Origin of the sequence: Alcanivorax sp. S6407 (genome assembly GCF_023016115.1) — a bacterium.
Classification (GTDB): domain Bacteria; phylum Pseudomonadota; class Gammaproteobacteria; order Pseudomonadales; family Alcanivoracaceae; genus Alcanivorax.
Genome location: NZ_JALKBH010000004.1, coordinates 232484 through 251182, shown reverse-complemented (window position 1 = coordinate 251182; position 18699 = coordinate 232484). Strand labels below are relative to the sequence as shown.

The 18699-nt window shown below is 59.5% G+C and carries 21 protein-coding genes; 8 read left to right on the top strand and 13 right to left on the bottom strand.

Annotation, left to right across the window (positions count from 1 at the left end; translation table 11 throughout):
* Window positions 1-43: 43 nt before the first annotated feature.
* Window positions 44-595, bottom strand: coding sequence for a TetR/AcrR family transcriptional regulator (locus tag MWU49_RS10885; protein ID WP_246972001.1), 552 nt, complete (start codon window positions 593-595; stop codon window positions 44-46).
* A gap of 104 nt (window positions 596-699) precedes the next feature.
* Between MWU49_RS10885 and MWU49_RS10880 the strand changes: the two genes are divergently transcribed.
* Entirely contained in the window at window positions 700-1557 is an 858-nt protein-coding gene (locus tag MWU49_RS10880) for an alpha/beta hydrolase (protein ID WP_246971999.1), read from the top strand.
* A gap of 47 nt (window positions 1558-1604) precedes the next feature.
* Here MWU49_RS10880 and MWU49_RS10875 read toward each other — a convergent pair whose 3' ends face one another.
* The 3 genes from MWU49_RS10875 to MWU49_RS10865 form a co-directional block, all read right to left on the bottom strand.
* On the bottom strand, window positions 1605-1994 hold the full coding sequence (locus tag MWU49_RS10875) for a nuclear transport factor 2 family protein (RefSeq protein WP_246971997.1): 390 nt from the start codon (window positions 1992-1994) through the stop codon (window positions 1605-1607).
* A gap of 62 nt (window positions 1995-2056) precedes the next feature.
* Window positions 2057-3022, bottom strand: a complete 966-nt coding sequence (locus MWU49_RS10870; RefSeq protein WP_246971995.1) for a nitronate monooxygenase family protein — start codon at window positions 3020-3022, stop codon at window positions 2057-2059.
* A 117-nt stretch (window positions 3023-3139) separates the two neighbouring features.
* Window positions 3140-3757: a TetR/AcrR family transcriptional regulator gene (locus MWU49_RS10865; RefSeq protein WP_246971993.1), complete on the bottom strand. Its 618-nt coding sequence runs from the start codon at window positions 3755-3757 to the stop codon at window positions 3140-3142.
* Window positions 3758-4006: 249 nt separating this feature from the next.
* On the opposite strand from MWU49_RS10865, the gene MWU49_RS10860 reads away from it, so the two are divergent.
* The gene (locus tag MWU49_RS10860; RefSeq protein WP_246971990.1) at window positions 4007-4450 is read left to right on the top strand and encodes a GAF domain-containing protein; all 444 of its coding nucleotides are present in this window, start codon (window positions 4007-4009) and stop codon (window positions 4448-4450) included.
* Between the two features lie 165 nt (window positions 4451-4615).
* On the opposite strand, the gene MWU49_RS10855 is transcribed toward MWU49_RS10860, so the two are convergent.
* Entirely contained in the window at window positions 4616-4978 is a 363-nt protein-coding gene (locus MWU49_RS10855) for an STAS/SEC14 domain-containing protein (protein ID WP_246971988.1), read from the bottom strand.
* Between the two features lie 180 nt (window positions 4979-5158).
* On the opposite strand from MWU49_RS10855, the gene MWU49_RS10850 reads away from it, so the two are divergent.
* The 6 genes from MWU49_RS10850 (at window position 5159) to MWU49_RS10825 (ending at window position 10643) form a co-directional block, all read left to right on the top strand.
* Window positions 5159-6160: a putative solute-binding protein gene (locus MWU49_RS10850; RefSeq protein ID WP_246971986.1), complete on the top strand. Its 1002-nt coding sequence runs from the start codon at window positions 5159-5161 to the stop codon at window positions 6158-6160.
* Window positions 6160-6627, top strand: coding sequence for a hypothetical protein (locus MWU49_RS10845; protein ID WP_246971978.1), 468 nt, complete (start codon window positions 6160-6162; stop codon window positions 6625-6627). Before MWU49_RS10850 ends, MWU49_RS10845 begins: the two co-directional genes overlap by 1 nt.
* Before the next feature lie 70 nt (window positions 6628-6697).
* Window positions 6698-7354: a two-component system response regulator CreB gene (creB, locus tag MWU49_RS10840; protein ID WP_246971976.1), complete on the top strand. Its 657-nt coding sequence runs from the start codon at window positions 6698-6700 to the stop codon at window positions 7352-7354.
* On the top strand, window positions 7351-8751 hold the full coding sequence (creC, locus tag MWU49_RS10835; RefSeq protein WP_246971974.1) for a two-component system sensor histidine kinase CreC: 1401 nt from the start codon (window positions 7351-7353) through the stop codon (window positions 8749-8751). The genes creB and creC overlap by 4 nt, the downstream gene beginning before the upstream one ends.
* 288 nt (window positions 8752-9039) lie before the next feature.
* Window positions 9040-10404 (top strand): cell envelope integrity protein CreD, encoded by a 1365-nt coding sequence (gene creD, locus MWU49_RS10830; RefSeq protein WP_246971972.1) that lies wholly within the window; start codon window positions 9040-9042, stop codon window positions 10402-10404.
* Window positions 10401-10643, top strand: a complete 243-nt coding sequence (locus tag MWU49_RS10825) for a hypothetical protein (protein WP_246971970.1) — start codon at window positions 10401-10403, stop codon at window positions 10641-10643. The genes creD and MWU49_RS10825 overlap by 4 nt, the downstream gene beginning before the upstream one ends.
* A gap of 196 nt (window positions 10644-10839) precedes the next feature.
* On the opposite strand, the gene rsd is transcribed toward MWU49_RS10825, so the two are convergent.
* The 8 genes from rsd to MWU49_RS10785 form a co-directional block, all read right to left on the bottom strand.
* Window positions 10840-11322, bottom strand: a complete 483-nt coding sequence (rsd, locus tag MWU49_RS10820; protein WP_246971967.1) for a sigma D regulator — start codon at window positions 11320-11322, stop codon at window positions 10840-10842.
* 225 nt (window positions 11323-11547) lie between these two features.
* Window positions 11548-12276: an LrgB family protein gene (locus MWU49_RS10815; protein WP_246971961.1), complete on the bottom strand. Its 729-nt coding sequence runs from the start codon at window positions 12274-12276 to the stop codon at window positions 11548-11550.
* Entirely contained in the window at window positions 12266-12634 is a 369-nt protein-coding gene (locus tag MWU49_RS10810) for a CidA/LrgA family protein (RefSeq protein ID WP_246971959.1), read from the bottom strand. The genes MWU49_RS10815 and MWU49_RS10810 overlap by 11 nt, the downstream gene beginning before the upstream one ends.
* 6 nt (window positions 12635-12640) lie before the next feature.
* A complete protein-coding gene (locus MWU49_RS10805; protein ID WP_246971957.1) occupies window positions 12641-13144 on the bottom strand; it encodes a disulfide bond formation protein B in 504 nt (167 codons plus the stop codon).
* Between the two features lie 123 nt (window positions 13145-13267).
* Entirely contained in the window at window positions 13268-13465 is a 198-nt protein-coding gene (locus MWU49_RS10800; protein WP_246971955.1) for a ribosome modulation factor, read from the bottom strand.
* 333 nt (window positions 13466-13798) lie between these two features.
* On the bottom strand, window positions 13799-15361 hold the full coding sequence (gene gshA, locus MWU49_RS10795) for a glutamate--cysteine ligase (RefSeq protein WP_246971953.1): 1563 nt from the start codon (window positions 15359-15361) through the stop codon (window positions 13799-13801).
* Between the two features lie 110 nt (window positions 15362-15471).
* On the bottom strand, window positions 15472-17823 hold the full coding sequence (locus tag MWU49_RS10790; protein WP_246971950.1) for a Tex family protein: 2352 nt from the start codon (window positions 17821-17823) through the stop codon (window positions 15472-15474).
* A gap of 145 nt (window positions 17824-17968) precedes the next feature.
* Window positions 17969-18331 carry a response regulator gene (locus MWU49_RS10785; protein ID WP_035232278.1) on the bottom strand — a complete coding sequence of 121 codons (363 nt, stop codon included), beginning with the start codon at window positions 18329-18331 and terminating at the stop codon, window positions 17969-17971.
* Window positions 18332-18699: the final 368 nt, after the last annotated feature.

Here is an 18699-nt window from a genome sequence, read left to right as displayed (position 1 = left end):
CAGGATTTTCGAAACTCGAAACTCACAGCTCAAAGCTAACCCGTCACTGCCCCTGCACATTGAAGGGAAGCAGTCCGGCAATTTCTTCCTTGATCCGTTTGTCGCTGACGCCGAGATCCTTGAATTCGCCTTCTACCAGGCCATCCGCCAGTCGCTCGATCTGCAGCAGGCGGATGGTGATGTCCTGCTTCATGCTGGCGGGCAGTGACAATGCTGACAGGATGGCTTTCACCTGGCGCTGACGGCTGAGTGCCCGGGCACAGCGCACCGCATCATTCTCCACTGATAGCAGGCGCAGGCTGCGTCGGAAGATCCGGTAATTACGATGTTGTCGAATAAGGGCGTCGACGATGTTGGCCGGCGCGGCGCCTTTGCTGACCAGGGATTCCAGACCCTGTCGTTCCTGACTTTCCCAGGCCTCATAGACGGCGACAAACACGGCTGTCTTGTTGGGGTAGTGGCGGTAGAAGGTTTGCGGTGAAAAGCCGGCCCGCTGGGCAATCTTGTTGGTGTCGGTGCCCTGAAATCCCTGCTCGTTGAACTCATCCGCCGCTGCCTGCAGCAATTGTTGAGTGGTTTTTGCGGGCTGGGCCATGGTTCCTCCGCCAATGAAGGGCAATCGGGATAGTGGGAAATTCTCTGTGATGTGATATAAGTATCACATCAGGGTGATATTTATATCACAAGAGGTGGATGAGAATGAAGCGATACGCCTGTGGCGTGCCGGAAACGGCACAGTCTGTGGAATGTGACGGGGTACGGTTGGCGGTATCCCGGGAGGGCCGGGGGCCGGCGCTGGTATGTCTGCATGCGGTGGGGCACGGTGGTGGTGATTTTGCCGGTCTGGCTGCCATGCTGAGTGATCGCTACGAGGTGATCCGCATCGACTGGCCCGGGCAGGGACGTTCAGATGCGGATCACCAGCCGGCGTCGGCAGCGCGTTACGCGGAGTTGCTGGCGCATGTGCTGCGACAGTTGCAGATAGAGCGTCCGGTGATTGTCGGTAACTCCATTGGTGGCGCGGCGGCGATTATCTATGCCAGTGAGCATCCGGTGGCTGGCCTGGTACTGTGTGACGCTGGTGGGCTGGTGCCGGTGTGGCCCATGATCAAGGGGCTGACGCGTCTGTTCCGGGGCTTTTTCCGGGCAGGGGAAAGAGGCGCGAGCTGGTATCCACGGCTGTTTCGCTGGTATTACCGGTTTATGGTGCTGCCAGAGCCGGCGGCCCAGGCGCAGCGTGAGCGGATCATCGCAGCGGGCAGCGAGTGCGCGGCGGTACTGGCACAAGCGTGGGACAGTTTTGGTCGGCCAGAGGCAGACCTGAGAGCGTTGGCGGCTGGCTTGCCGATGCCGGTGTGGGTGGCATGGTCAAGGTCGGACCGGGTGATCCCGCTGTGGCTGTGCCGGCCGGCAATCTGTCGGATACCGCAAGCGCAGCTGTCCACCTTCAAGGGCGGTCACTCGGCATTTCTTGAGCAACCGGATGCGTTTCTTGGCGCATTGATTGCGTTTCTGGAGGCGTTACCGGTGGCAGAGGAAGAGGTAATGGCGGGCTGATCGTCATCGCGATCAACCCGTGGGCTCTGCCATCCGGGACGGATGGCTTACTTCAGTTTTTCCAGCATGGCGGCCATACGGGTGCGTACCGACTCAATCGCTTTATACGGGCGAACCATGACCTTGAAGTCGATGATCTTGCCATCATCGTTCCAGGTGATCATGTCGACACCGTTCACCGCAATGTCATCCAGCTCAAGGGCAAATTCCAGCACGGAATGATTGCCTTCGCTGACTTCACGCACATAGTGAAAGCTGTCGTTGGCCAGCACATGCATGGCGGCCGTCAGGTACGCCAGCGTGAGAGGTTTGCCTTCCTGCGGGGTATGCACCAGTGGTGAATGGAATACCGCGTCGTCGGCAATCAGGTCCTTGAGCAGGTCCAGGTTTTTGGTTTTTACCACCTCATGCCAGGCATTGAGTCCTTTCTTTTTCATGCTGTTCTCCCTGTAAGTGAGGAACGCGGCAATCCTGTTCCGGATTGCCGTTCATCGAAGGGTCAGTTGGCGCACAGGGCCTTTTTGGCGGCGGCATATTCGTCAGCCAGTCGCGCCACTGCATCGCCGGCACTCTGCACGGCTTCGATGGCGCCGATGCCCTGACCGCAGCCCCAGATATCTCTCCAGGCTTTCTTGTCAGAGTTACCGCCAGAGCCAAAGTTCATGGCAGAAGGATCGCTCTCCGGCAGGTTGCTCGGGTCCATGCCGGCATTGACGATGGACGGTGCCAGGTAGTTGCCGTGTACGCCGGTGAACAGGTTGCTGTAGACGATGTCCTTGGCGCTGCTGTCCACGATCATGTCCTTGTATTCCTGCACCGCATTGGCTTCTTCGGTGGCGATGAACATGGAGCCGATGTAGGCAAGATCCGCGCCCATGGCCTGGGCGGCCAGTACGGAGCGGCCGTTGGCGATGGAACCGGACAGGGCCAGCGGGCCATCGAACCATTGACGCAGTTCCTGAATCAGGGCGAAGGGTGACTGGGTGCCCGCGTGGCCGCCCGCACCGGAAGCTACGGCGATGAGGCCATCAGCGCCTTTCTCGATGGCCTTGTGGCCAAAATAGTTATCGATGATGTCGTGCATCACGATGCCGCCCCAGCCATGCACGGCGGTGTTCACTTCTTCACGGGCGCCCAGGGAGGTGATCACCAGCGGCACTTTGTATTTCTCGCACAGCTCCAGGTCTTTCTCGAGACGGTCATTGGAGCGATGCACGATCTGGTTGACGGCAAACGGCGCGGAGGGCTGGTCCGGGTTCTCGCGATCCCACTTGGCCAGTTCCTCGGTAATCTGCGACAGCCACTCATCCAGCTGGGACAGGGGGCGGGCATTCAGGGACGGGAACGAGCCGATCACACCTGCCTTGCACTGGGCGAGTACCAGCTCGGGACCGGAAATGATGAACATGGGGGAACACATGACCGGCAGGCGGAGCCGGGAGGTAATGGATGCTGGCAGGGACATGGTCGTTTCCTCGTTCTGTCTTCTGTCTGCCCGAAATCGGGCGAATCATTTACGTTATAAATTTACACTGTATATCTTAAACGTCAAGCACCCTTGATCGGCCTGTGAGCGAAACGGTCAATCGTCCAGGTGGGGCGGGAGTACCTTCATGCCGGCATACAGGGTGCGCATGATCTTTTCACGCAGGGTGTCGCCATTCATGCCGCGCAAGCCGCTGGCCAGTTCCAGTACCACGATGCCGTGCAGGGTGGCCCAGAACATGTAGCCAATCAGTTGAGCATCCCCCTCCAGCAGGCCGGCGGCAATCATCTCTTCCACGTAATTGACCATGGCCTTCTGGGCACGGGCATTGGCATCGACCAGCTCCGGGTACTGGTCCTCGTCCTGCTGGGCGAAGGAGAAGATCAGCTGGTAGGCGCTGGGGTAGGTCTTGGCGAAATGCACATAGGCATCGCCCACCGCGCGGCCCTTGCTGCGCGCATCGGGGGCATTGGCGACGGCGTTTTCCAAGGTCTCGGAGAAGCGGTGAAAGGCCTCGGCGCGGACGATGGCGAGAATTTCTTCCTTGTCCTGGAAGTAGCGGTAGGGGGTCATCGGGCTGACACCCACCTCGCTGGCGATCTGCCGCATGGTCACATTCTGCGGGCCGCGTTCGATGAACAGGCGGGTGGCTGCATCACAGACCCGGTTCCGGAATTCGGCGATTTCGGCTTCGGTTTTTGCTTTTTTGGCCACGCGCAGGCTCCGGTTGGTTATAGCGTATACAGTGTAAATCAAACCGGCGGAAGAGTGTTATGGCAAGAACGGCAATTGCGCCGAGAGCATGGGGAAGCTGGCGAGGGTGAGCCTGGCCCGATGGAGGGTGGGGAGGCGTCTTTTGGGTGCTGACACAACTCCTTGTTTTATGGGGTATACATATTTTTGTCTGGAGTTTGGGCACGAAACTTGAAAGAGGAAATGTCCAAAAACTGCCAAGGAAGTACCGTGCCTCTGCCCCCGGATTTTATGCATGCCCGTGTGGACTCAGTAAGAAACCGTCTCAACGTGCAGGTGTGCAGCCTGTATCAGGCGGATGTGGTCAGCCAGACCCTGGAAATGGTGGCCACCAGTGGCCTCAACCAGGATGTGCTGGGCGTCACCCTGTGCTATTCACAGGGGCTTACCGGCAAGGTGGCTCGCTCCCGCAGCCCGGTGGTGGCTCGGGATATCCAGAGCCACGACGACTACTTCCATATCGAGGGTTCCGATGAGGAACGCTTCCAGAGCTACCTGGGCATTCCGCTGGAATTCGACAGCGTGCTCTACGGGGTGCTGGTGGTCCAGACCGAGGCCCGCAAGACCTTCTTCCTGAAAGATATCCGCGAACTGCACAGTGCCGGCAAGGATTTGCTGGATGCACTGAAATTGAGCATGCGGCAGGCGGGGTGAAAGCAGTTGCGAGCTACAAGCTACAAGCTACAAGCTACAAGGCGCGGACTGGTGCAGTGCCGTGGTTTCAAGTTAGCAGTCCGCGACGAGACCTTAATCGCGGCGAGGAGTCTGCAGTAAAGATAATGCTTGCTCGCGTTGCAGCTTGAGGCTTGTAGCTTCTCGTCAGCTCGCCAGCCAGCTCAACGCGTCCTTCTGCTCCGCCCACTCGAATACCCTCACCTCCCCCGGAATCACTGCGCTGGCCTGGCGGATCAGGTTGGCGATCCAGTCGTGGCTGGTGACCACGGCAATCTTGTGCCAGCTGAGGGGATGACGTAACCCGACCAGAGCATCCTGCAACATGGCGCCGGCAGAGAAGGATTCGAAGCTGGGGCCCAGTTCGTAGAGGAAATTAATCTGGTTGTGATCGCTGAGCGCCTCTTCAATGGCGGGGATCAGTACACTCTTGTAATCACTGGCGGTGAGTTCGCCGTGACCACTGACTCCGACCGTGTCTTCGGGCAGGTTTTCTATACGCTCGAGCATGGTGAGTCTCCTTTCCGTGGAGAAATGATCGTTTCTGTCATGATGCCATAACTGGCGGTCTGTGCCGGAATGTATTTCCTGCTGAACCATTTGCTAATCTTGCCTTTCCCGGCCATGGAGGCCGCGGGTGTGGTTGTGGCCGGGTTCCGGCTTGCGAAAGGGATAACGTCGAGAATAACCATGAACAAGACATCACGTGCAGGGATGCACATCGTGCTGGCCATGCTGCTGTGCATGCTGGCGCCGGCGGCACTGGCCAGAACGATCTGCGTATTCAGTCTGATCGGCGCCCAGGGCGATCTGTGGGAACAGATGAAGGGCTACCAACTGGCCGCCGCTGGATGGGGAACACCGATTGAACTCAAGGTGTTCACCGATGAACGGGTGGCCGCTGAGGATCTCAAGGCCGGGTTTTGTGATGGCCTGATGATGACCGGCATTCGTGCCCGCCAGTTTGTTCCCTTTACCGGCAGTATTGATGCCATTGGCGGCCTGGATAGTTATGCCGGCCTGCAAACCCTGATTGAATTACTGGCGCACCCAAAGCTGGCGGAAAGTCAGCGTCATGGTGCCTATGAAACCGCTGGCATTCTGCCGCTGGGTGCCGCCTATCTGCATATCAATGATCGTAGTATCAATAGCGTGGAAAAGATCGCCGGCCATACCATGGCGGTATTCGATAATGACCGCGCGCAGGTGCTGATGGCTGAGCATGTCGGTATGCGCCCGGACCTGTCCGACGTCACCAATTTCTCATCGAAATTCAACAATGGCGTGGTGGATGTGATCGCCGCGCCGGCGGTGGCCTACCTTCCTCTGGAGTTGTATCGCGGGGTGGGCGCTCGCGGGGTTGTGCTGAAGATGCCGACGGCCCTGTTGACCCAACAGCTGGTGCTTCGCCATGAAAAATTTGCCGAGGATTTCATGGCCCGGTCGCGACGTTACTTTGCGGACCAGTTCGAGCCGGCCATGAAAGTGGTGCATGCCGCGGAAAAGGAAATCCTGTTCTTCTTTCCGCCACCAGACAGGGATCGCGAGCGCTATTCGCAGATGATGAATGAGTCCCGGGTGTTCCTGATCGAGTCTGGTGTGTATGACACGGCCATGATGGGCTGGATGAAAAAGGTGCGCTGCAAGGTGGCGCCGGAACGTGCCGAATGTGGTGATGGGAGGGCCTGGTAATGTTGTCGATTTTTCAACGGATGGTACTGGCGATGCTGGTGCTCGGCATCACCGTCACCAGTCATGCCAATAGTGATGATGTGGTGGATTTTCTTGTCGACTACGAGCAGGCGATTCGCGAACAGGATAACGGCAAGGTGGCAGGGATGCTGGCAGATGATGTGGCGGTACAGGTGTCCATGTTGACAGGTAATGAAGCGCCCACGGTCATTTCGCTCAGTCGCGACGAATTTCTCCAGCAGCAACGTTTGTTGTGGCGCTTCGCATCAGCGCATTCCTTCACTATCAAGAAACCGGATATACGCAAGGCGGCGGATGAGGGCTGGGAAGTGAGCTTTCAGATGCAGGAGGAGTACGCACTGTTTCAGACGTCGCTGAATCGGGAAAATTCGGTGCGTCTGCGGCTGGTCCGCCGTGGCGATGAACTGGTCATTCAGGAGATCAGAACCCGTTCCCGCGAGTGGTGAGGGCTGGGAGTGGGATAAACGCCGGGCTGTGGTTATGATGCGGTGACAGCAGGCAAGGAATTCCCGTTTCGTGACCCGAGTACTGATTGTTGATGATGAGCCGCGCATCGCGGAGCCACTGATGTTCGCGCTGGAGCGGGAGCACTTTTCGGTGGCTCATGTCGCCCTTGGGGAAGAGGCTCTGGCCAGGCTGGAGACCGACAAGGTGGATCTGGTGGTGCTGGATGTGGGGCTGCCGGATATCAATGGCTTCGAGGTGCTGAAACGGTTGCGCCAGCGTAGCGAGGTGCCGGTGCTGTTTCTCACCGCCCGTCAGGACGAGGTAGACCGTATTCTGGGGCTGGAGCTGGGTGGCGATGATTATGTCACCAAGCCCTTCAGTCCACGTGAAGTGGTGGCGCGCATCCGAGCCATCCTCAAGCGCCAGGTCCCCCGGGTTGCCGAATCCCTGTGGCAGCTGGATGAAGCCGGTGCCCGCATTCTCTGCAAGGGCCAGCCGTTGTCCCTGACCCGTTCCGAATATCGCATTCTGGCGGCCATGATTCAGCACCCCGGGCAGGTATTCAGTCGCGCCCATCTGCTGGATATCTGCGACAGCGACGAAGACAGTTTCGAGCGCAGCGTGGATACCCATATCAAGACCCTGCGCAGCAAACTGAAACCTCTGCAGACCGATACCCTGATCGCCACCCGCCGCGGCATTGGCTATTACCTGGAGACACCGTGAAGCTCGGCCAGCGTTTGCTGCTGTTCTACTTCCTGATCCTCGGCCTGCTGGGCTGGTTCGTGCTGGACATGGTGTTCAGCCAGGCCAAGCCGCTGGTTCGGCAGTCGGCAGAAGAAACCCTGGTAGATGCCGCCAACCTGCTGGCGGAAATGGTGGCAGTGGATGCGCAGAACGGCGCCATCGTGATCACGCCGCAGTTGCGTGAGGCCTTGCAGCGCTATGCAGCGCGGACCCCGGATGCGGATATCTGGGGCATGAAGAAAGGCGGCATCCATACCCATGTCTATATTACCGGGCCGGACGGGAGGGTGCTGTTTGATTCGAAGGGCCGTGACGAAGGACAGGACTTTTCCCAATGGAATGATGTCTATCTGACGTTGCAGGGAAGCTATGGCGCGCGGACCACGCGCAGTGATCCGGCGGATCCTTCCACCTCGGTGATGTATGTGGCGGCGCCGATCCGTGATGCCGGCAGCCTGATCGGGGTGATCAGTCTGGGTAAGGCGGGGCGCTCTATTGAGCCGTTCATCGAACGGGCAGAAAGACGTCTGATGCTGTATGGCAGTGGAGTGTTGTTGTTCTGTCTGGTGTTGGGTGGCTTGCTGGTGTGGTGGCTGAGTCGCCGGGTTAATCGCCTGCAAGGCTATGCCCAGGCGGTGGCTGCGGGGGAGCGTGTGTCGCCACCGGCGTTTCGTGGCCGTGATGAAATTCATGCCCTGGCCGATGCGGTGACCGCCATGCGTCGCAAGCTGGAGGATCGCTCCCGGCTGGAAGATAACGTCACCCTGCTTACCCACGAAATGAAAAGTCCTCTGGCTGCCATTCGCGGTGCTGGCGAAATTCTGGCTGACGAAATTGACGACCCTGCGCTTGAGCGTTTTACCGATAACGTGGTGCATGAAAGTCTGCGCCTCAGCGATCTGCTGGATCGTCTGTTGGCCATGGCTCAACTGGAAAAGCTGGAGAGCCTGCCGGCACAGAAGCAGGTAGTGGATGTGGCATCGCTGGCGGGGCAGTGGCAGGACAGTCGATATGCGTTGTTGCAGGAAAAAGGTGTCTCTGTCTCGGTCAGTGGTGAGGGAATCCATGCCGAACCGGACACTCTCAAGCTGGCCCTGTTCAATCTGCTGGATAATGCCCTGCGCTTCGCAGAGCCGGGCTCGGTGCTGCGTGTCGAGGTGAGCGGCAAGGGGATGCGAGTAAGCAATCAGGGGCCCCCCATTCCCGACTATGCGCTGGCCCGCGTCACCGAACGTTTCTATTCCCTGCCCGCCGCCGGGGAGGAAAAAAGCTCCGGCCTGGGGCTGGCCATGGTCCAGGAAATCGCCAACCTGCATGACGGAACGCTTAAAGTAGAAAACACCGCCGATGGCGTGGCGGTGACGCTGCATTTATAGCTGCAAGCTTCAAGCGACAAGCTGCAATGAAGTCAAAACCGAAGACAGATGGTAAGTAGGGCAGGTTGCTCCCTGTGGGAGTCTGCCTGCAGACGAATGCCGTTGATTTCACCCGTGTCATTCGCGTGCAGGCACGCTCCCACAGTAAACCCCCAGTCCTCTTCCGTTTTGCTTTTGATTTTCCTCGCAGCTCAAAGCTCGTAGCTTGCAGCTGTCTTCTCCCCACACAATCCCCACACAACCCTCCCATTCCCCCTGCATCCTTTCTCCAAACACTGAGGGAGAGGAATGATGCGAAACAGTCTGTTCTTGAAAATGCTCACCATCGCCGGGCTGATGCTGGTGCTGGTGGTGCCGTTGATGATGATCCAGGGCAAGGTGCGTGATCGCAGTAACGAAGCCTGGCGGGTGAAAAACGAAATCGCCCGGCAGGTGAGTGGCGAGCAGATGATCAGCGGGCCCTTGCTGGTGGTGCCGCGGGTACGTCGTTATCTGGCGGAAAAATCTGATTGTGAGGCGCCGAAGGATTGTCGGGTAGAGCGTCATCGGCAGGTGCTGGAGAGTGCCATTCCGGACACGCTCAGCATTGATGGGGAGCTGCAGACCAGCATGCGCTACCGCGGGATTTATGGTTCACCGGTGTATCGCAGCCTGATGCAGCTGGAGGCGGTGTTCCCGGCCAGTTGGGGGCAGGCCAAACAGCCAGAGCAGGTGGTGTCGTCGCAGGCGCCGTTACTGGTCATGCAGATCGCCGACCTGCGTGGTCTGGTGGAGCGACCGCAGATTTTCGTCAACGATGTGGCGTTGCCGCTGGTGGAAACGGAACAGTTACCGTCCAGCCTGGGTGACAGTGCGGTGGCGGTAAAACTGCCGGCCAATATTCAGGGCGCCTTTACCGTGAAGGTGCGGCTTAACCTGAATGGCACGGAGTCCCTTGCTGCGTTGCCACTGGCCAAGGAAACCCGCATGGCGTTGCGGGCCGACTGGCCCCATCCCAGCTTTGAAGGGCTGGTGCTACCAGTGGAGAGGGAAGTGGGAGCCGACGGTTTTACCAGCCAGTGGCGTACTAACAGCCTCGCTGCCGCCAGTGCCATTCATTGTGCCCAGGGCAACGGGCTGTGTGGTGAAACGAATCAGGCCCTGCGGGTGCGTCTGGTGCAGCCGGTGACCGGGTTGCTGTCCAGTGAGCGGGCATTGAAGTATTCCTTTCTGATTGTCGGGCTGACCTTCGCGGCCTTCTTCCTGTTTGAAGTGCTTCGCCGCTATCCGTTGCATGCCATGCAGTATTTGCTGGTGGGGTTGGCATTGGCCATGTTCTATCTATTGCTGGTGGCGCTCAGTGAACATATCGACTTTGTCTGGGCCTATCTGTCGGCGGCCTTGTCGTGCTGTGCATTGATTGGCGTTTATCTGATGGCGGTGATGCGCTCACCCGCCTCCGGATGGGGATTCGCCGGTAGCCTGTTGCTGGTGCAGGGGCTGATTTACGGCATCCTCATGGCGGAAGATTATGCCCTGCTGTTGGGCGCCCTGTTACTGTTCGCTGCGCTGTCGGTAGTGATGTTGGTGACGCGAAAACTGGACTGGTACGGCTTTGCCGCAGCGGGCCGCGCCAACCCGAAAGCCTCGCCTGCCACGGTGTCGGCACCATGAAACGGGCGGTGCGCATCACGGTGCATGCCCTGCTGATGGCTACCCGTGAACAGCCTCAGCAAACCAACATGCTGCTGCGTCAGGCCTTACGCCTGGCGCAGCAGGCTCTGGCCAAACAGGCGGATGATCGCGAGGCGATTCGATGTCTGGGATTGGTGTGGTGGCGACTCGGCGCCAGGCGACGGGGACGGGCGTTGGTAGACTTCAGCTACAAGCTACAAGCTACAAGCTACGCTTGATTCGATAGAAAACCCCTGAAAAGTTCCCGGGGTTTTGTGAAGAACGGAAAAGGCTTCCAGCTCGTTGAGTTCGGCGCCAGTAGATAACCTGAGCCCCCTGTAGGAGCCATGCTCGCATGGCGATCCGAGCCTAAGCGAGGTATGGATTCCAGAAACACATTTCGAGCGGAAGGTAGGCCACGTGCCGCCTCGCCCCTCAATGCATTGCCTGACGCAGCGGCGGTTCCTGTTGGTGGATGCTGAGGATCAGTTGGTCTTCCAGGGCGAAGCGCTCTTCCAGGGTCTGCATCAGGTGGCTGATACGCTGTGGTAGCTGGTCACGGTGTTCGGCGATATGAGTCGCGTTATCGAAATCGGCGTTGAAGGCCAGGGCTTCATCGGTGGAGTTATCCAGCTGGCGCAGGATGTGATGGGTCAGGGCCGGGTTCTCGCGCTGGAAGTGCCGCGCTTCGTTGACCAGTTCGCGATACACCTCGAAGTAGCCGGCGCTGATGTAGTCCATCAACAGTTCGCAAAATTGCTGCAACTGTTTGTGCTGCGGCTGTTGATTGCCAAGCCCGCGAATGCCTTGCAGGGTGCATAGCAGCACGATCAGTTGCTGGCGCTCATCCAGCCAGGCCTTGACCAGGGTTTCGATGCGTTGCCACTGTGCGATGGCGCCGGGTGAGGTGTTCGCCATGGGTTGTCCTCCTTGCGCAAATGTCTTGCCGTGTTTCCCTACGGGTTTTCGAGACTAGGATGATCGAGAGGGCCGCCGCAATGGGCAGAATGGGGCGTTATCGGGGCAGGGCCGCCGGCGCGTGAAAAAACGGCGGGTGGTCAGTGACTTGCCGCTAAAGACGGATTTTTTATAACGACATGGGTTTTTGTGCCTGCCCGGGCAAAGTGTGCCCCGGCGCACAGTTCACGACAGCAGGCCGGCGATCCAGGGCCAGATCCAGGGCAGGGCCAGAGCGGTGACCAGACCGCACAAGCCCAGCGCCAGACCACTGAAGGCGCCCGCTTTCTCGCCGTATTCAAAGGCCCGGGCGGTGCCGATGGCGTGGGCGACCAGTCCCAGTGCAAAGCCGCGGATGCGGTCATCCTTTACCTTCAACAGGCGGTATATCGGACCGGCAGCCAGGGCGCCGACGATACCGGTGATGGCCACGGCGCCGGCTACCAGGGATTCCGAGCCGCCGGTGGATTTCACCACTTCCACGGCAATCGGCGTGGTGATGGATTTCGGCGCCAGTGAGGCAATCACATCTTCGGGGGCGCCCAGCCACCAGGCCAGTCCCACGGAAATGCCGGCGGCGATAAAGGCGCCAATCAGGGTGGCGATGACAATGGGGGTGAGCACGCTGCGCACGGTGTGTAGCTGGCGATACAGCGGCCAGGCCAGGGCTACCGTGGCCGGGCCCAGCAGGAAAGCGATCAGGCTGGTCTGCTCGCGGTATTCTTCATAATCCACGCCCACCATCGGCAACACCACGATCACCGGAATGGAGGCCACCAGGAAGGGGTGGAACAAGGGCAGGCTGTTGCTCTTGCCATACACCCACAGGGCGAACTGGTAGCTGGCCAGGGTGAGCAGGATGCCGAACAGCGGCGTATGTACCAGGCCGGCCAGACCTTGCAGATCAGTGTCCATGGCCATCCTCCTTTTCCTGGTGCTTGCCGCCCATCAGCAGTTTCAGCATCAGGGTGACCAGAATCAGGCTGATGATAGTGCCGCCGACCACGGCCACCACCAGTGCCAGGGCGTTTTCCTGATAACGGTCCCACTGCAGCACGATGCCAACCCCCAACGGGAAGATCAGCAGGCTGATGTGCTTGATCAGGGTGCCTGCCGCGGTGGCGACGCGCTGTGTGAAGGGGGCGTTGAGCAGCAGGGCCATCAGTAACAGCACCATGCCCAGCACGGGGGCGGGCAGGGGCAGGCCGGTAAGGCGGATGACCACCTCACCGAGAAACTGGAAAAACAGAAGAATCAGCAGACCATCGATCATGACAGATCAGCGCGGCAGCGGACGGAACAGCTGAATCAGTGCTACCAGCAACAGGCCGGAAAATACCACCAGCGTCCAGGCCGGCAGGCTCAGCCCAAGGAAGCTCCAGTCCAGGTCGGCACATTCACCGGAGCCGGACAGCACCTGCTGGATCACGTTCTGCAGGGGAAACACATCCAGCATGTACTCCAGACCTGGGCCGCAGGCAGGGACTTCATCAGGTGGCAGGTTCTGCAGCCAGATGTGGCGGATGGATACGGCGCCACCGCCGATGGCGGCCAGGGCGGTCAGTACGGCGTAGATTCGAACGCCTACACCCTTGGGACCGTGCAGTGCGGCGACCAGTAATACCAACGCCGCGGCGATCACACCGATGCGTTGGAAGATGCACAGGGGGCATGGCTCCAGGCCGTCCACATGCTGGAGGTAAAGGGCGCCAGCCATGGCACAGAGGCAGGCCAGAAAAGCCAGCAGGTTGAGCATTCGCGGAGCAGGAATGATGGACGTCATGGTGGGCTCTTTCGTGGTTGACGCCGGAAGGGTAGGCAAAACCGCGCCGGGCGGCAACTTTGAACAGACAAAAGTCTAAAGACTGCCGGGTCAGCGACAATCTTGAGGGCGCAGCCTGCAGAATCAGGCCTGGCGGGCTGAAGTGCTGTTGTGATTGCGTTCGTTCCAGGCGTCGATGCCGGCTTCCCAGCCCTGAAACCACCACTCTGTCAGCGGGTCTTCCGGGGTATAGGGGCAACGGTTGCTGTCGCCGCCGCCCAGGCCCCACATGCAGCCCTGATTGTAGGCTTTTTCCCGTTGTTTCTTCTGGTCCGGGTTCATGGCGTATCTCCCTGCTCCTTGCCCCGAGACTAGCAGTCCGGGCGGTTTTGCATAGTAGACGATGGCGCATTTTTGTTGATAACGAGGGGGTAAAGTGCAACAACGTGTACGGTTGGTCACAGGGAGTGTGATGTGGGTTTGGTAATGTGGGCGGGTGTGGGAAAACCCCTGGGGCGAGCGCAGCGAATAACGTCTCTGGAATCCTTACCTCGCTTAGGCTCGGATCGCTTGCAGGCAAGCTCCTACAGCGGGCTCTAGCAAGTTTCTTCAGATGCCAAAAGGCCCGCCCGGTTTGTCGGGCGGGCCTTTTGGCATGAGGCATCAGGCGTGCCTTCAATCCCTGAAATAGTCTGCCAGGTAATCGCTGAAGGGCTGTTGCTCGGCCTGTTCCAGTTCGGCTTGTTCGGCGAGGCTGCTGGCGGCCAGTTGTTCCAGTTCGGCGTTGGTGTCATCGCAGCGCTGGCGGGACAGGAAGTGATCGCGGTGGGCCAGGGCCTGGTTCATGGCGAACTGGAAGAAGCTTTGTTCGCGGCCTTCCAGTTTTTCCAGAATCCGGGCGGAGGGGGTGGCATCCGGGGTGCAGATCTTTTCCTGCTGGCGAGCCAGGGCGTTGGCGTAATCATTGCCGCCATGGGCGCGATCGAACAGTTCCGCGATGGGCTGCATCTGTTCCAGTTTTTCGCTGGCCCATTGCTTCAGTGTCACTGCCTTGCCCCAGCGACACAGTTCCACATCGGTGTTGCGGCCTTCGTAGACCACTTTCTGCAAGTTGGTCTTGCTGGCGGTCAGGTCGCATTTTTCCAGCTGCGGCGATTCCATCAGCAGGCAGTAGGTGGCGAACAGATCCAGGAAACGGATTTCCTGCTGGTTGATGCCCACCGGCTCAAACGGGTTCAGATCCAGGGCGCGAATCTCGATGTACTCCACGCCCCGTTTCTGCAGCGCGGTAGTAGGGCGCTCGCCGGAGTTGATGGTGCGCTTGGGGCGAATGGATGAGTAGTACTCGTTCTCGATCTGCAGGATGTTGGCGTTGAGCTGCTGGTAGTTGCCCGCCGCATCCAGCACGCCGAATTTTTCGTAGGATGCTTCCGGTGTCTTGATGGCGTGGGTCAGCGTCTCAACGTATTCGTCGAGATTGTTATAGCTGATCGCCAGTGACGACTGGGCATTGTTCTGGTAACCCAGGTCGCTCATCCGCAGGCTGGTGGCGAAGGGTTTGTAGAGGGTGTGGTCGAAGGTGTCCAGCTGGTGCTCGCGACCGGCCAGGAAGGACTTGCACAGGGCCGGGGAGGCGCCGAACAGGTACACCAGCAGCCAGGAATAGCGCTGGAAATTGCGGGTCAGGTCGAAGTAGCGGCGCGAGATATAGGTCTGCAGCGGCGCGCTGTCCCCTTCCAGCTGCTGGTTCAGTTCCCAGAAGGCTTCAGGATAGGAAAAGTTGTAATGGATGCCGGCGATGGTCTGCATCTTGCGACCATAGCGATGCCCGAGTCCTTCCCGGTAGATGGTCTTCATGCGGCCCACATTGGAGCTGCCGTACTGGGCCACCGGTACGTCGCTGTCCTTGCTGATCATGCAGGGCATGGAGTTCACCCACAGCACTTCGTCACCGATGTGGCTGTACACGTAGCGGTGCAGCTGCTCTAGAAATGCCAGCGGTTTGTGTACCTCGGTGGTGGCCGGAGTGATGAACTCCAGCAGCGCCTCGGAGTAATCCGTAGTGATGTAGGGATGGGTCAGGGCCGAACCGAGGGCCTTGGGGTGCGGAGTCTGCGCCAGGGTGCCATCGGTGGTAATGCGCAGGCTTTCCTTTTCGATTCCGCGGCGGATGCCGGTCAGGGTCGCGGCAGCATCAGAATCGAGCAGGGCATGGATACGCTGTTGCAGATCTTTCATGGTTGGGCCCGGTCCGGGCCGCCGGTGGGTGCCGGCGGCGGGTGTGACGGTAATCCGACAATCATGGGGCAATCCTGTGGCGCTGAGAAGTCAGCGCCCAGGTGCATGGCTTAAAGGCGTTTCTTGCCTTTCTTCTGGTCTTCCTTGGCCTTGGCAAACAGGTCGGCAAAGGTGCCGCCGCCCTGTTGCGGCTGACCGCCACCGCGCTGGGGCTTGTTACCACCACCTCCACCGCGACGCTGGCCGCCACCGGGACGAGCGCCGGCAGGACGCTGGCCGGCAGCCTTTTCCTGGGGCTGGTCGTCCATGCGCATGGTCAGGCTGATGCGCTTGCGGTCCAGATCCACCTCCAGCACCTTCACCTTGACGATGTCGCCGGGCTTGACCACGGTGTGAGGATCTTCCACGAACTTGTCGGACAGCGCGGAAACGTGCACCAGACCGTCCTGGTGAACACCGATGTCCACGAAGGCGCCGAAGTTGGTCACGTTGGTCACCGTGCCTTCCAGAATCATGGAGGGCTTCAGGTCCTTGAGGGTTTCCACCCCTTCCTTGAAGACGGCGGCCTTGAATTCCGGGCGCGGATCGCGGCCGGGTTTTTCCAGTTCGCTGAGGATGTCCGTGACGGTGGGCAGGCCGAAGCTGTCGTCGATAAAGTCGGCCGCGTTGACCTTCTTCAGGAAGGGGACGTCACCGATGACTTCCTTGAGCGGGCGCTCGTGTTTGGCGGCGATCTTTTCCACCACCGGGTAGGCTTCCGGGTGCACCGAGGAGCCATCCAGCGGGTTGGCACCGTTCATGATGCGCAGGAAGCCGGCGGCCTGTTCAAAGGTCTTGTCACCCAGACGCGGTACCTGCTTGAGGTCGTCACGGCTGCCAAAGGCGCCGTTCTTTTCCCGGAAGGTGACGATGTTGCCGGCGATGGTGCTGTTGAGGCCGGCAATGCGCGACAGCAGCGGGGCGCTGGCGGTGTTCACGTCCACGCCCACGGAGTTCACACAATCTTCTACCACCGCATCCAGGGAGCGGGACAGTTTTACCTGGCTCACGTCATGCTGGTACTGGCCCACACCGATGGCTTTCGGATCGATTTTTACCAGTTCGGCCAGCGGGTCCTGCAGACGACGGGCAATGGACACGGCACCACGGAAGGATACGTCCAGCTCGGGGAATTCCCGGGCCGCCAGTTCCGAGGCGGAGTACACCGAGGCGCCGGCTTCCGAAACCATGATTTTCTGGATATTGCCCTTGCTGGCTTTCACCACCTCACCGGCCAGTTTGTCGGTCTCGCGGCTGGCGGTGCCGTTACCGATGGCGATCAGTTCCACCTTGTGCTTCATGCACAATGCCGCCAGTACAGAGAGGGACTGGTCCCACTGGTTCTTGGGCTGGTGCGGGTAGATGGTGGTGTGTTCCAGCAGCTTGCCGGTGGGATCCACCACGACCACTTTCACCCCGGTACGCAGGCCCGGATCGAGGCCCATGGTGCACTTGGGGCCGGCCGGGGAGGCCATCAGCAGGCTCTTCAGGTTGCGGGCAAATACCTGGATGGCTTCCTCTTCGCCCAGCTCGCGTACGCGGCCCAGCAGTTCGGTTTCCAGATGGGTGTTGAGCTTGATCTTCCAGGTCCAGCGCATCACTTCCTTGAGCCAGTCATCGGCGGCGCGGCCTTCGTGGTTCCAGCCGGAGACGGCGGTGACCATGCCTTCACAAGGGTGCGGGATGGCGGTTTCCAGTTCTTCCGGCAGCACCATGGAGACATGCAGGATGCCTTCGTTGCGGCCGCGGAACAGGGCCAGGGCGCGGTGGCTGGGGATGTCTTTCAGGGCTTCACTGTGATCGAAGTAGTCGCTGAACTTGGCGCCGTCCTTCTCCTTGCCATCAGCCACCTTGGCCTGGATGTGGGCCTTGTCCCACAGGTAGGTCCGCAGACGGGTGAGCAGTTCGGCGTCTTCGGCGAAACGCTCCATGAGGATCTGCTTGGCCCCGTCCAGGGCATCCTTGGCGGAGGCAATCTTGTGCTCTTCGTTCAGGTAGCCGCCGGCCAGTGCTTCCGGATCCTGGGTGGGATCATTGAGCAGGCTGTCGGCTAGTGGCTCAAGACCTGCCTCGCGGGCGATCTGGGCGCGGGTGCGACGCTTGGGCTTGTAGGGCAGGTAGAGATCTTCCAGGCGGGTCTTGGTATCGGCTGCCTTGATCGCCTTCTCCAGTTCCGGAGTGAGCTTTTCCTGTTCGGCGATGCTCTTTAGGATCGCTTCGCGGCGTTCTTCCATCTCACGCAGGTAGCGCAGTCGCTCTTCCAGATTCCGCAGTTGGGTGTCATCCAGTCCGCCGGTCACCTCTTTCCGGTAACGGGCAATAAAGGGGACAGTGGCACCTTCGTCGAGCAGGCCGACGGCGGCGTTGACTTGTTGTACCTGGCAGCCGATTTCCTCGGCGATGATCTGTTCAATACTACGCATGAGATTCCCTGATATGCACACCGGTGCTGCTCTGTTTCACCGCTGTTTAAAAACGAAAACGACCGGAATCATAGGGAATGATGCCGGTCGTTAACAGATTGACTTGTATTGGCCGCTGTGGCTTGGATTTCGGGCCGGCCAGGTATTAACCCAGCGCCTTGTTGATCATGGCCACCAGCTCGGCTTCCACCGGGGGTTTGACCACATAGCCGAAGGCGCCCTGACGTTCGCCCCACACCTTGTCGGTTTCCTGATCCTTGGTGGTGACCAGAATCACCGGGATGTTCTCGGTGCTGGGGTCCCGGGTGATCTTGCGGGTAGCCTGGAAGCCATTCAGTTCCGGCATCACCACATCCATCAAGATCAGGTCTGGTTGTTCAGCGCGCGCCTTGTCCACGCCTTCCATGCCATTGGTGGCGGTCACGACACTGTGCCCCTGGCTCTCGACAATCTTGACCAGGTTGGTGAGTTGCGTCGGGGAATCATCCACTACAAGGATTTTGGCCATCTTGCTCTCCTGAAACCAGGCCATCCTGTCGTGGTGGCCTGTCTTGTTATGGTCATGCGCTGCAATCAATCCAGCATCATATCAGCTGTTCAAGTGCAGGTAATCTGTCGAATTATGGCATGCAGTGTGACGCAAAGTGTCGCCAAAAGCAGCTGCAAGCGACAAGCTTCAAGCTGCAACGCGGGGCAGATGGGTGCCATTCGTTTGCCGCTGTGCCCGCGCTTCTGGTCTGATCAACGGCATTTTTACCACAGAGGTCACAGAGTTCACTGAGGGAAAACCTTCTTTGCTGTGCTGTGGACAACCTGGTTTTGACTCCGTTGAAGAAGCCGTTCGTGCAGCTTGTTGAACGAATCGGGGCCAGGGAA

Bases quoted from the DNA above. Each gene is read 5' to 3' on its own strand.
- MWU49_RS10805 (WP_246971957.1), bottom strand. From the start codon at position 13,144: ATGACGTCCATCATTCCTGCTCCGCGAATGCTCAACCTGCTGGCTTTT.
- MWU49_RS10815 (WP_246971961.1), bottom strand. From the start codon at position 12,276: ATGGACACTGATCTGCAAGGTCTGGCCGGCCTGGTACATACGCCGCTG.
- MWU49_RS10800 (WP_246971955.1), bottom strand. From the start codon at position 13,465: ATGAACCCGGACCAGAAGAAACAACGGGAAAAAGCCTACAATCAGGGC.
- MWU49_RS10785 (WP_035232278.1), bottom strand. From the start codon at position 18,331: ATGGCCAAAATCCTTGTAGTGGATGATTCCCCGACGCAACTCACCAAC.
- MWU49_RS10870 (WP_246971995.1), bottom strand. From the start codon at position 3,022: ATGTCCCTGCCAGCATCCATTACCTCCCGGCTCCGCCTGCCGGTCATG.
- gshA (WP_246971953.1), bottom strand. From the start codon at position 15,361: ATGAAAGATCTGCAACAGCGTATCCATGCCCTGCTCGATTCTGATGCT.
- MWU49_RS10810 (WP_246971959.1), bottom strand. From the start codon at position 12,634: ATGATCGATGGTCTGCTGATTCTTCTGTTTTTCCAGTTTCTCGGTGAG.
- MWU49_RS10875 (WP_246971997.1), bottom strand. From the start codon at position 1,994: ATGAAAAAGAAAGGACTCAATGCCTGGCATGAGGTGGTAAAAACCAAA.
- MWU49_RS10845 (WP_246971978.1), top strand. From the start codon at position 6,160: ATGTTGTCGATTTTTCAACGGATGGTACTGGCGATGCTGGTGCTCGGC.
- MWU49_RS10885 (WP_246972001.1), bottom strand. From the start codon at position 595: ATGGCCCAGCCCGCAAAAACCACTCAACAATTGCTGCAGGCAGCGGCG.
- MWU49_RS10825 (WP_246971970.1), top strand. From the start codon at position 10,401: ATGAAACGGGCGGTGCGCATCACGGTGCATGCCCTGCTGATGGCTACC.
- creD (WP_246971972.1), top strand. From the start codon at position 9,040: ATGATGCGAAACAGTCTGTTCTTGAAAATGCTCACCATCGCCGGGCTG.
- MWU49_RS10790 (WP_246971950.1), bottom strand. From the start codon at position 17,823: ATGCGTAGTATTGAACAGATCATCGCCGAGGAAATCGGCTGCCAGGTA.
- MWU49_RS10880 (WP_246971999.1), top strand. From the start codon at position 700: ATGAAGCGATACGCCTGTGGCGTGCCGGAAACGGCACAGTCTGTGGAA.
- MWU49_RS10855 (WP_246971988.1), bottom strand. From the start codon at position 4,978: ATGCTCGAGCGTATAGAAAACCTGCCCGAAGACACGGTCGGAGTCAGT.
- MWU49_RS10850 (WP_246971986.1), top strand. From the start codon at position 5,159: ATGAACAAGACATCACGTGCAGGGATGCACATCGTGCTGGCCATGCTG.
- rsd (WP_246971967.1), bottom strand. From the start codon at position 11,322: ATGGCGAACACCTCACCCGGCGCCATCGCACAGTGGCAACGCATCGAA.